The organism is Pseudomonas sp. HMWF006 (assembly GCF_003061205.1).
GTDB lineage: Bacteria > Pseudomonadota > Gammaproteobacteria > Pseudomonadales > Pseudomonadaceae > Aquipseudomonas > Aquipseudomonas monsensis.
On sequence record NZ_QAIU01000508.1, the window covers coordinates 1 to 11331 of the forward strand.

15 protein-coding genes and 1 tRNA gene are annotated in these 11331 nt (G+C 60.0%); 9 read left to right on the top strand and 7 right to left on the bottom strand.

The window, feature by feature from the left end; translation table 11 throughout:
- Positions 1-503: helix-turn-helix domain-containing protein (locus tag DBR24_RS22535; RefSeq protein ID WP_128615843.1), on the top strand; the 503-nt coding region annotated here is incomplete at its 5' end.
- Positions 504-612: 109 nt separating this feature from the next.
- On the opposite strand, the gene DBR24_RS22540 is transcribed toward DBR24_RS22535, so the two are convergent.
- A complete protein-coding gene (locus DBR24_RS22540) occupies positions 613-1647 on the bottom strand; it encodes an alpha/beta fold hydrolase (protein WP_128615844.1) in 1035 nt (344 codons plus the stop codon).
- A gap of 319 nt (positions 1648-1966) precedes the next feature.
- Here DBR24_RS22540 and DBR24_RS22545 point away from each other — a divergent pair.
- Positions 1967-2041, top strand: a tRNA-Gln gene (locus DBR24_RS22545).
- Between the two features lie 115 nt (positions 2042-2156).
- On the opposite strand, the gene DBR24_RS22550 is transcribed toward DBR24_RS22545, so the two are convergent.
- The 3 genes from DBR24_RS22550 to gstA form a co-directional block, all read right to left on the bottom strand.
- The gene (locus tag DBR24_RS22550; RefSeq protein WP_128615845.1) at positions 2157-4145 is read right to left on the bottom strand and encodes a U32 family peptidase; all 1989 of its coding nucleotides are present in this window, start codon (positions 4143-4145) and stop codon (positions 2157-2159) included.
- A 211-nt stretch (positions 4146-4356) separates the two neighbouring features.
- Positions 4357-4737 carry a RidA family protein gene (locus tag DBR24_RS22560; RefSeq protein ID WP_123464338.1) on the bottom strand — a complete coding sequence of 127 codons (381 nt, stop codon included), beginning with the start codon at positions 4735-4737 and terminating at the stop codon, positions 4357-4359.
- Positions 4738-4807: 70 nt separating this feature from the next.
- Complete coding sequence (gene gstA / locus DBR24_RS22565; RefSeq protein WP_128615846.1) at positions 4808-5419, bottom strand: glutathione transferase GstA; 612 nt, start codon at positions 5417-5419, stop codon at positions 4808-4810.
- A gap of 109 nt (positions 5420-5528) precedes the next feature.
- Between gstA and DBR24_RS22570 the strand changes: the two genes are divergently transcribed.
- Both DBR24_RS22570 and DBR24_RS22575 read left to right on the top strand, forming a co-directional pair.
- Complete coding sequence (locus tag DBR24_RS22570) at positions 5529-6437, top strand: transcriptional regulator GcvA (RefSeq protein ID WP_128615847.1); 909 nt, start codon at positions 5529-5531, stop codon at positions 6435-6437.
- A gap of 124 nt (positions 6438-6561) precedes the next feature.
- Positions 6562-6975, top strand: a complete 414-nt coding sequence (locus tag DBR24_RS22575) for a cupin domain-containing protein (RefSeq protein ID WP_128615848.1) — start codon at positions 6562-6564, stop codon at positions 6973-6975.
- Between the two features lie 64 nt (positions 6976-7039).
- On the opposite strand, the gene DBR24_RS22580 is transcribed toward DBR24_RS22575, so the two are convergent.
- Both DBR24_RS22580 and DBR24_RS31110 read right to left on the bottom strand, forming a co-directional pair.
- Positions 7040-7249, bottom strand: coding sequence for a hypothetical protein (locus DBR24_RS22580; protein ID WP_128615849.1), 210 nt, complete (start codon positions 7247-7249; stop codon positions 7040-7042).
- 221 nt (positions 7250-7470) lie between these two features.
- Entirely contained in the window at positions 7471-7623 is a 153-nt protein-coding gene (locus tag DBR24_RS31110) for a hypothetical protein (RefSeq protein ID WP_177490665.1), read from the bottom strand.
- Positions 7624-7956: 333 nt separating this feature from the next.
- On the opposite strand from DBR24_RS31110, the gene DBR24_RS22585 reads away from it, so the two are divergent.
- From DBR24_RS22585 to arsH, 4 genes are all read left to right on the top strand, one after another.
- A complete protein-coding gene (locus tag DBR24_RS22585) occupies positions 7957-8196 on the top strand; it encodes a YceK/YidQ family lipoprotein (RefSeq protein WP_123464348.1) in 240 nt (79 codons plus the stop codon).
- A gap of 124 nt (positions 8197-8320) precedes the next feature.
- Positions 8321-8668 (top strand): metalloregulator ArsR/SmtB family transcription factor, encoded by a 348-nt coding sequence (locus tag DBR24_RS22590; protein WP_128615850.1) that lies wholly within the window; start codon positions 8321-8323, stop codon positions 8666-8668.
- Positions 8669-8689: 21 nt separating this feature from the next.
- Positions 8690-9160 (top strand): arsenate reductase ArsC, encoded by a 471-nt coding sequence (locus DBR24_RS22595; protein WP_128615851.1) that lies wholly within the window; start codon positions 8690-8692, stop codon positions 9158-9160.
- A 9-nt stretch (positions 9161-9169) separates the two neighbouring features.
- Entirely contained in the window at positions 9170-9868 is a 699-nt protein-coding gene (gene arsH / locus DBR24_RS22600; RefSeq protein ID WP_128615852.1) for an arsenical resistance protein ArsH, read from the top strand.
- A 114-nt stretch (positions 9869-9982) separates the two neighbouring features.
- Here arsH and DBR24_RS22605 read toward each other — a convergent pair whose 3' ends face one another.
- Complete coding sequence (locus tag DBR24_RS22605; RefSeq protein ID WP_128615853.1) at positions 9983-10543, bottom strand: fasciclin domain-containing protein; 561 nt, start codon at positions 10541-10543, stop codon at positions 9983-9985.
- Between the two features lie 279 nt (positions 10544-10822).
- Here DBR24_RS22605 and DBR24_RS33310 point away from each other — a divergent pair.
- Positions 10823-11331 (top strand): TonB-dependent receptor plug domain-containing protein (locus DBR24_RS33310; protein WP_256591746.1); only part of this gene is annotated, 509 nt, incomplete at its 3' end.

Here is an 11331-nt window from a genome sequence, read left to right on the forward strand (position 1 = left end):
GCAGCGAACCCTACGTGATCGATCGCGACCGGCTCACCGCGTCGAGCCCGTCCGGAGCCTTCCACATGGCGCTGGACTGGATCAAAGGCCTGCACGGCAAGGCGTTGGTCGAGGGTGTCGAGGACATTCTGGCGTTCGAAGAGTCGCGCTATCGGCGGATCAAACCGGATGAAAACATCTGCGTCAGTGCGCCGTTGCGGGAAGTGGTGAAACTGATGGACGCCAACCTCGAAGAGCCGCTGGAGCTGGAGCAACTGGCGGTGTATGCCGGCCGATCCCGTCGTCAGCTGGAGCGCTTGTTCAAGGAACAACTGGGCACCACGCCGCAGCGCTATTACCTGGAACTGCGCATCACCGAAGCGCGGCGGTTGCTGCAGCACACTGAACTGTCGCAGGTGGAGGTGCTGGTGGCGTGCGGGTTTGTTTCACCGAGCCATTTCAGCAAGTGTTACAGCTCGTATTTCGGTTATCGGCCGTCGAAGGAAAAACGCCTCGTCAAATAACCGAAGCCGTTACTGACCTGAGTTCACCCCGATATCCCAAGGCAACGTGCTCTCCCAATCACCTGCGTCAATTCCTTCTCCCACCGGGAGAGGGCTAGGGTGAGGGGCTTTACAGGTGATCCGCATCAATCACAGCCTTGGCAAACGCCTGGGGAGCTTCCTGCGGCAAGTTGTGGCCAATCCCGCCCTTGATCAAACGGAACTGATACTTGCCGGTGAAGCGCTTGGCGTAATCCTCTGGCGCCGGATGCGGCGCGCCGTTGGCGTCGCCTTCAAGGGTGATGGTCGGCACCTTGATGGACGGCGCGGTGGCGAGTTTTTGTTCCAGTGCGGCGTATTTCGCTTCGCCCTGCACCAGGCCCAGCCGCCAACGGTAGTTGAACACGGTGATGTCGACGTGATCGGGGTTCTCCAGGGCCGTGGCGCTGCGGTCAAACGTGGCGTCGTCGAATTTCCACTGCGGCGAGGCCAGTTGCCAGATCAGTTTGGCGAAGTCGTGGGTGTTCTTTTCGTAGCCAGCGCGGCCACGGTCAGTGGCGAAGTAGAACTGATACCACCACTGCAATTCAGCCTTGGGCGGCAGCGGGTTTTGCCCGGCGGCCTGATTGCCGATCAGATAGCCACTGACCGATACCAGCGCTTTCACGCGTTCCGGCCACAGCGCCGCAACGATGTCCGCCGAACGTGCGCCCCAGTCATAACCACCGAGCACCGCTTGCTTGATCTGCAGCGCATCCATGAAGTCGATGACGTCACTGGCCAGCGCCGCCGGTTGGCCGTTGCGCAGGGTGTCTTTGGAGAGGAACTGCGTGTCGCCATAACCCCGCGCATACGGCATCAGCACCCGGTAGCCCTTGGCGGCCAGCAACGGCGCGACTTCATCGTAGCTGTGAATGTCGTAGGGCCAGCCGTGCAGCAGGATCACCACCGGGCCGTCGGCCGGGCCGGTTTCGGCGTAGGCCACGTCGAGCAGGCCGGCCTTCACGTGCTTGAGCGGGCCGAAGGGCGAGGGCGCTGAATAGCTGACGGCGGCTGGTTCGGTAGTGTGTGCCTGGGCGGTGCCAAAGGCGCCGAACAACGACACAGCGAGCATCGACAAGCCAAGTGCCGTGGCGGTTTTGCGGGTGTGCGGTGCCATCTTCATGGTGACGTCTCCTTTGCGAGCCTTTGGCCAAGGGTTGCGATTCACCCCTTCAAACCTTGAGTGCATTTGAGCGCGGGGGCGTATCTGGCCTGTGTCGAAGAACGGCGTTGTTGAAAGGCGATGTGTCGCAGCGGGGGGCGTACACAGTGTGATACACGGCGCGAAACGGCCTGATCATTGGCCCGTATCCGGTCGAAAATAATAAGTCGCTGTTTTAAAACAAAAAATATTTCACATCAGGCTTCACAAACGAAATGAATGTTGGTAAATTGCGCCCCGTTCTCACAGCGAACCTCAACGAGGCGCTGGACAGAGCAGTAGGGGCGTCGCCAAGCGGTAAGGCAGCAGGTTTTGATCCTGCCATGCGTTGGTTCGAATCCAGCCGCCCCTGCCATATTCGAAAAAAACGCCAACTTCGCAAGAAGTTGGCGTTTTTTTATGCCTGCGATTTGGTGTATTCGCAGAAGGGCGGGCGAGTACGGCGCCGCAGCACCGTACTCGCCAACCACTCAGTGCGGAGCGCGGGGGATGGTTTTCATCAGGTCTTCAGGGCTGATGTGGCCGACCACGCTGCCCGGTTGCGGCAGGTTGAGAATGTGGCCTTTCATCTTGCCGATGATGTGCATCTCGCACGGCTTGCAGTCGAATTTCAGCGTCAGCACTTCATCGCCGTGAATCAGCTGCATCGGTGCCACCTTGGTGCGCACGCCGGTCACGCCTTTGGCCTGTTTCGGGCACAGGTTGAAGGAGAAGCGCAGGCAGTGCTTGGTGATCATCACCGGCACTTCGCCTGGCTCTTCATGCGCCTCGTACGCCGCGTCGATCAGCTTCACGCCGTGACGGTGGTAGAAGTCGCGGGCCTTCTGGTTGTAGACGTTGGCGAGGAAAGTCAGGTGCGAATCCGGGTACACCGGCGGCGGAGTGGTTTCGGCCTTGCGGCGACCACGCGGGTGCGCAGCGACACGAGCGGCGGTCAGGGCTTCGATCACTTCACGGCGCAGGGATTTGAGCTGCGAGTTCGGGATGAAGAATGCCTGAGGCGCATCCAGTTTGATGTCGGTGGCATGGTATTGCGTGGTGCCAAGCTGGCCGAGCAGATCGCGCAGTTGCTCCAGCGCCTGCTCCGGTTTGTTGGCGACGCCGAACGGGCCGTTCAGGGTAACGCTGGCGCTGATGCCTTCCTCACTGGTGGCGGTCACTTCCAGTTGCTCTTCACGCAGACGCGCCATCCAGCTCAGGGCCACGCGACGCTCGGAGGAGGTTTTCTGCAGCGCCTGTTGCCAGTTGTGGTCGAGGTTGCGGTTCAACGGATGGTTCGGGCGCAGTTTGTACAGGCCTTCAGGCATCTCGTTCGGCTCGACGCGGTAGCGGTAGCGCTTCTCGCCGTCTTCCTCGAACTCGCCCTTGGCTTCGGCGATGTTGGCACGGAAACCCACCACTTCACGCTTGACCATAACGTTGAGGCCGTCACCATTGGACAGCGGCTCGTGGGTCACGACCTGCATGTCGCGTTTGCCGACTTTCTCGACGGTGCCCACCGGCAGGCCGGTGAAGGTCGGCGAGTCGAAGGCGCCGATGTCGATCTTGCGATCGGTGACGAAATAATCGGTGCTGCCACGGTGGAAGGTTTTTTCCGGGTCGGGCAGGAAGAAGTGCGCGGTGCGGCCGCTGGAGGCGCGGGCCAGGTCCGGGCGGTCTTCGAGCACGTCGTCGAGGCGCTGGCGGTAGTAGGCCGTGATGTTCTTCACATAGCCCATGTCCTTATAGCGACCTTCGATCTTGAACGAGCGCACACCCGCTTCGACCAGCGCGCGGATGTTGGCGCTCTGGTTGTTGTCCTTCATCGACAGCAGGTGTTTTTCGTAAGCGATCACGCCACCCTTTTCGTCTTTGAGGGTGTACGGCAGACGGCAGGCCTGGGAGCAGTCGCCACGGTTGGCACTGCGCCCGGTCTGCGCGTGGGAAATGTTGCACTGGCCGGAGAACGCTACGCACAACGCGCCGTGGATAAAGAACTCGATGGCGGCGTCGGTTTCATCGGCGATGGCGCGGATTTCTTTCAGGTTCAGTTCGCGAGCCAGCACCAGTTGCGAGAAACCGGCCTGATCGAGGAACTTCGCCCGCTCCAGAGTGCGGATGTCGGTCTGGGTCGAGGCGTGCAGTTCGATCGGCGGGATGTCCAGCTCCATCACGCCCAGATCCTGAACGATCAGCGCGTCGACCCCGGCGTCGTACAACTGATGGATCAGCTTGCGCGCCGGCTCCAGTTCGTTGTCGTGCAGGATGGTGTTGATGGTGGTGAAGATGCGCGCGTGGTACTTGCGGGCGAATTCCACCAGTTCGGCGATTTCGCTGACTTCGTTGCAGGCGTTGTGGCGCGCGCCGAAACTCGGGCCACCGATGTATACGGCGTCGGCGCCGTGCAGGATCGCCTCGCGGGCGATGGCCACATCGCGGGCAGGGCTGAGCAATTCCAGGTGATGCTTGGGCAAGGACATAGTTTTTTTAGTCAGGCTGTCACGGTTAGCCGCGCATTCTACCCGCGAAACGTGCGCCCGGCACGTCTGTGCTGCCCGATGGCAGCAGACACGGTGCCCGCCCCAGCGGGAGCGCGCCTGCTCGCGAAGGCGCCGGCACATTCAACCTCAACGGAGACTGAACTGAAGCGTGTGCGAGCAGGCTCGCTGCCACAGGGTTGGCGGGTGTGAATCAGGCCTTGGCGGCCATTGCGGTCACTTCCACGCGCATGCCTTCAACGGCCAGCGAGGCAACGCCGACTGCGGCACGCACCGGCCACGGTTTGGCGAAGAAACGCTTGTACACCTCGTTGAACGCGGCGCGGTCGGCCATGTCGGTGAGGTAGATGGTCAGGTGCATGACCCGGTCCATCGAGCTGCCGGCACGCTCCAGGGCGACTTTCAGCGCTTGCAGCGTGCATTCGCTCTGCTCGGTGATGCCGCCCAGTTCCAGGCTGCCATCGGCGCGGGTCGGAATCTGCGTGGAAACCATGATCCCGCCGAAGGTGGCGACGTCCGAGGAAATCGAGTCCGCATCCGGATCGGGCGTGAAGGTGATGTCTTGATTGGCCATGCTGATCTCTTGTTTGAGCGAATGAAGATCGCGCCAGTTTACAGCTTCAGCGTCGACATGGCCCGTTCGCTTACACCGGCTGCGTCGCCGCTTCCGCCGCCATGGCCGCCAGGACACTGGGACGAGCGGACACCCGGTGCGCGTAGGCGGCAAGCGCTGGCCAGTCCGCCAGTTCGATATTGAAGTTCGGCAGCCACGTGAGCACGGTGAACAGGTAGGCATCGGCGACACCGAACGTGCCCATCAGATAGTCCTGATCCGTGAGTTTGCGGTTCAGGTAGTCCAGGCGCTTGAACAGTTTCTCCTTGAAAATCGCCTTGATCATCGGCGGAATCCGCGCATCGAACAGCGGTGCACTGCCGCCATGGATTTCCGCGTTGATGAAACTCAGGTATTCCTGCAAACGCGTCCGCTCCCAGGTGCCCGGAGCGGGTGCCAGTTGGGTGGCGGGGACGCGATCAATAAGGAACTGCAAGATGGCCGGGCCTTCGGTCAACACCTCGCCGTTATCCAGCATCAGTGCAGCGACGTAGCCCTTGGGATTGATCTCGCGAAAGTCACGGCCGTCAGCCGTGCGCTTGCTCTGATTGTTGACGCGAATCAGCTCGAAGGGCAGGCCCAGCTCTCGCAACACGATATGCGGGGACAACGAACAGGTCATGGGCGCGAAATACAGTTTCATGGCACTTCCAGTGAATGGGGAGGTGTCAGGATCCGTTGCGCGAGCAGGCTTTCGCAAAGGTCATTTGCAGTGCTAGCGTATGACAAAATCTCATGGGTACAGAATTGTCATGGTCGCCAGACTGCCTTCCCTCAATGGCTTGCGAGCCTTTGAGTGCGCCGCTCGGTATATGAGCTTTACCAAGGCCGCCGAAGAACTGCACGTTACGCAAACCGCCATCAGTCATCCGATTCGGCGACTTGAAGACGAGCTGGGCGTGACCTTGTTTTTGCGGCTCAAGGAGGGGCTGGCGCTCACTGAAGAGGGGCAGGCCTATTTGCCCGGCATCCGTGCGGCGTTTCATGAATTGCGCCATGCGACGCAGGCATTGTTGGCGTCGCGTCAAAACACGGTGCTGACCATCAATACCCTGGTCTCCGTGGCCTCCAAATGGCTGCTGCCGCGCCTGCCGTCGTTCCAGCAGGCCAACCCCGATATAGATGTGCGAATCAGCGCCTCCACCGAACTGGTGGATTTTCGCCAGGGCGGCATTGATGCGGCCATTCGTTACGGGCGCGGCGACTGGAAAGGTTTGCGTGCGGATTTTCTTATGTCCGATGAGATTTTCCCGGTGTGCAGCCCGGCGTTGCTCAGCACCTCGAAAGGGCTGAACACGCCCGCAGATTTGCTTGATCACACCTTGCTGCAAGTCAGTGGCATGACCGCCGGAGACTGGAACCGCTGGCTGAGCGCAGCCGGTGAGTCAGCGACATTGGCTGAAGGGCCGCGGCTGACGTTCGACCTGGCGATGATGGCTGTGCAGGCCGCCGTTGACGGGCAGGGGGTGTGCATCGGGCGCTCGACCTATGTTGCCGATGATCTGCGGGCCGGGCGTCTGGTCGCGCCTTTTGCACTGCGCTTGAAGGATGAGTTGGGGTTCTATCTGGTGACGCCCCATGAAACCGCGGACTCGAAGAAAATCGTCGCCTTGAGGACATGGTTGATGGCGCAGCAGTACCCCGGCGAAATCTTTGTATAAGCCTGTATCAAACCCGATTCGGTATACACGGCGATAACAAACCCCAGGTTTGCGACACATCCGCCCTACAGGCCTGGCTCACAGTAGCGGTCAACCCCACCACTACGTTCGAGAGGGCAACATCATGCGCCGTCCACTGTTTCTGGCTACCGCTGCAATACTCGCGTCTTTGATCGGCAACGCACACGCCGCTGACACCCAACCCAAGGCCTGGCAACAAGGCCTGAGTCGCACCGATCTGGTTCGCCAGGACCTCGGTGCAGCCGACCGTGAAGTGATACAGGCGCGGGTCGATTTCGAACCCGGCGTGACCTCACCGCGCCATGCGCATCCGGGCGTGGAAGTGGCGTATGTGATCAGCGGCACTTTTGAATACCAACTGGAGGGCAGGGCGCCCGTGACGCTGAAGGCCGGGGATTCGCTGTACATTCCAGAAGGCGTCGCGCACATCGCGCGCAATGCCGGTCAGGACAAGGGTTCGGAACTGGCGACGTATATCGTCAAGAAGGGCGAGCCGTTGTTGATACTCAAGCCCTGAACGAGGGCCAAGACGCAATACCTGCAGGCGCTGCGGCACATTGCGCCTACAGGACGTCGGTCGGTCAATGAAGCGTAGCCACCCGGCGACTCTCGCCAATGCGGATTCTGTCGAGTGCCCGATTCAATGCGTCCAGTGCGTCGAGCAGGGCCTGGGCTTCGGCTTCTCGACCCTGGCCCCAGAGGCGTTCGGCCATTGTGTTCAGGGCTTGAATGGAACGTTCGATGTCTGCGGCGCTGGTGGCCTCTTTGCTGGCCGGCGGTGTCTTCGGCATTCAGGCCTCCTCGTGTGACGTTTGACGGGTCAGGCCGTTGAGCTCTTCATCCGTTTCCGCCGCCTATTGCAGCATATCCTCAGGTGCTTTGCTGCAGTCATTGGCGAGGTCGTCGAGTCGGCGTCGCCTCGACTCTTTGCGGGCAACCCCGTGAAATAAACAGGGACGAATCTCTTTTCCAGCAAAGTCATCCGTCCCTGGTTGCTCAGTGAATGAAAAAATTAATCGCGCTCAACCAGTTCGGTCGCCGAGCGTTCCTTGCGCCGCCGAAGCCAGCTGAACAACGCGTGTACCGGGTGGAGGAAGGCTGCAAGCACGCCCAGCAGCATGATGATGAAAATGACAATCAACGGGACGCTTTCGTGCGAGAACATGGTGGGGTACTCCTGTAGTCACTATGTCGGAACCCGCAGGGTAGACGCCTGGAATGCGGCTTGCGATGAACGTATGTTCATTTTCGGCGGCTTGAAGTGTGTTATCGCAGGCAGTGGCAAAACGGCCAATCCGCGCAGATGTAACGATCGGTTCGGCGGTCTTTGGTAGCGGGCTTGGCGGTTTTTCGATTCAGGATTGGTTGTGGTCGGCCGATATCAGCCACTCACGGGGATACGATGCCTGCACGCGAGGAGATCGGGCGTTCACCTGAGTCGCGGTGATTCAGGCGTGCGTTAACCCATCGCGGTGCAGTGCAGTAATAAGGATGTTACGTGTTTCGCAAGTTGATAATGCTGGTGCTGATCGCCACGTTGAGTGGCTGCATGGCAACCGCCATGCGCATGGATTACGACAAACACCGATGCCCCTACATCGGCCTGCGGTTTGACTGGTGGCTGGTGGGCACCTCCAAAGGCAAGCTGATTCCGTTTTTACTGATCGATGCGCCGTTTTCGCTGGTGGTCGATACGGTGTTTTTTCCCTTCGAATATCAGTACAGCTGCAACCTTTGATTGTCCCGGATCAGCTCGCCTCGAGTGAGCGGGTTTCGAGCGTCCGGGTCAGTTCGGTATTTTCTTGTTGCTCATTACATATGGATATCCGTATATTCGGTTTTCCATATGTAATGAGCGCGCCATGATCACCCCCCCTGAAGTCTTCAAGAGCCTGGCCGACGAAACCCGCGTCCGCGCGACCCTGCTGATTGCCGATCAGGGCGAGTTATGTGTCTGTGAGTTGATGTGCGCCCTCGACGACAGCCAGCCAAAAATCAGCCGTCACCTGGCGCAGCTGCGCAGCAATGGTCTGTTGCTCGATCGGCGTCAGGGCCAGTGGGTGTATTACCGCCTCAATCCGGATCTGCCGGCCTGGGTTCACGACATTCTGCAAGTGACGGCCCAGGCCAACGCCGATTGGCTCAAGGGCAACGCCACCCGCCTGCAGAATATGGATGGCCGACCGGTTCGCGAAACCGCCTGCTGCTGAATCTTCCCTCGGAGTGACCCCATGCGAGTCCTGTTCATGTGCACGGCCAACAGCTGCCGCAGCATCCTCTCAGAAGCCCTGTTCAATCACCTGGCCCCGGCGGGATTCGAAGCGGTCAGTGCCGGCAGTTTCCCTAAAGGCCAGGTGTTGCCGCGCAGCCTGACCACGTTGCAGCAGGCCGGTATTTCGATTGCCGGTTTGCACAGCAAAGGCAATGACGCCTTCGAAGGCAATCCGCCGGACATCGTCATCACCGTCTGCGACAAAGCCGCCGGGGAAACCTGTCCGGTGTATTTCGGACCGGCGTTGAAAGCCCATTGGGGGCTGGAAGATCCCTCCGAAGTGACGGGTGACGAAGCGGCGATTGACGCAGCCTTCCGCGCCACGTTGGCGCACATCCAGCAGCGCTGCCAGGCCTTCCTTGATCTGCCGTTCGACAGCCTCAGCCGTGATGAACTGAAAACCGCGCTCGACCGAATCGGTGTGCTTTAAGGAGGATTTATGTCCGAACACCTGCCCAACCTCGATCCCACCCTGTTTGAAGAACCCGGCCCAGCGCTGACCGAAGGGCACAAGCCGCGCATCCTGTTGCTGTACGGCTCGACCCGCGAACGCTCGTTCAGTCGTTTGTTGGTGGAGGAGGCCGCACGCTTGCTGGAGCACTTCGGTGCCGAAACACGCATCTTCAACCCGTCCGGTCTGCCTCTGCCGGACGATGCGCCCCTCGATCACCCCAAGGTGCAGGAGCTGCGCGATCTGGTGCTGTGGTCGGAAGGTCAGGTCTGGTGCTCGCCGGAACGTCATGGCGCGATGTCGGCAGTGTTCAAGGCGCAGATCGACTGGATCCCGCTGGAACTCGGCGCGGTACGTCCGACCCAGGGCAAGACCCTGGCGGTGATGCAGGTGTGCGGTGGTTCGCAGTCGTTCAACGTGGTCAACCAACTGCGGGTGCTGGGGCGGTGGATGCGCATGTTCACCATCCCCAACCAGTCCTCGGTGCCAAAAGCGTACATGGAGTTCGACGACGCCGGGCGGATGAAGGCCTCGCCGTTCTACGACCGCGTCGTCGATGTGATGGAAGAACTGGTGAAGTTCACCGTGCTGCTGCGTGACCAACAAGCGTTTCTGGTTGATCGCTATTCGGAGCGCAAGGAGTCGGCTGAGCAGTTGATGGCGCGGGTGAATCAGCGTTCGATTTGAGCGTGTGGGCCAACCATTGCCAGAAGCCGCTCAGTGGGCATCTGCGTTGTTCGCCCGACGTGCTGAGCCGCCGATAGCGGACGCTCTGAAGCGCGTCCGCCGTGGCCTGCCTTATCAATTCGGCATCAGTACCGTATCGATAACGTGAATCACGCCATTGGACTGCATGACATCGGCAATGGTAATGCCAGCCTTGCCACCTTTGGCATCCTCCACCCACAACTTGCCATCGTGCAGTATCACGGTCAGCGGTTCTCCCTGGACCGATTTCAGCATCACTTTACCGCCGTGCATTTTCGCGTCATTCATCAATTGTCTGGCGGTGTAGGTGCCGGCCACGACGTGGTAGGTCAGGATCTTTGTCAGGTCGGCCTTGTGCTCTGGCTTGACCAGCGTATCGACCGTGCCGGCGGGCAGTTTTGCGAAGGCCTCGTTGGTGGGGGCGAAGACCGTGAACGGCCCTTTGCTGTTAAGCGTATCGACCAGCCCGGCCGCTTTCACCGCTGCAACAAGCGTCGTGTGATCCTTGGAGTTGACTGCGTTTTCAACGATGGTTTTCGTCGGATACATGGCAGCACCGCCAACCATCACGGTATCGGCGGCAGAGCTGAATCCGGCGCCCAGGCTCAACAGTGTGAAGCACGCGATAGCAAGGCGTTTGATGAACATGTGCATGATGCGTCTCCTTGATTTTTCGACCCTTCGAATGAGGGTGTTGAATTTACGGAGCAGGGGCAGGAATGGATGCAACGCAGAGTAAAAAAATTAGACGAATGTTCACTTCAGCTGAAAGCGGTCAGTCGGACGTCACCAAAGACCCTGCGGCATTCATGACTCTCCAGAAGCATGTGAATGGGAATAAGTGTTAATTGCGAATGGTTTTGTATAGCATGCGCGGGTATTTTTGGCGGTTTCACTCCCTGCATTGGCCTATTCGTAAAGGTTTTCTTCTCCATGCGTCGAACCCTGCTTTCCATTTGTGTGCTGCAAGCCTTGTCGTCTGCCTCATGGGCTGAACAAACGGGGGCGTCACCCTCAACGCTCGAGCTGGACGCAACCGATGTGATCGGTACGGCGAATTACGAAAGGGCGGACGGCCCGGTGCAGGGTTATCGGGCGACGCGCTCGGCCAGCGCCACGCGTACCGACACGTCGATTCACGAAACCCCGCAATCGATCAGTGTGGTTTCCAGGGATGCGGTCGAGGATCTGGGCGCCACCCGGTTGCAGGACGCGCTGGACTACGCCGGGGGCGTGGGGCGGGCGAACAATTTTGGTGGCCAGGGCCTGACCACGTTTACCGTGCGTGGCTTCACCAGCGGCGAGTTCTATCGAAACGGTTTCCCGATCAACCGCGGCTACCCGAACATGCCGGATGCCAACACAATCGAACGCCTCGAAGTGCTCCGCGGCCCGGCCACCATGCTCTACGGTCGGGGTGATCCTGGCGGCACCTTCAATGT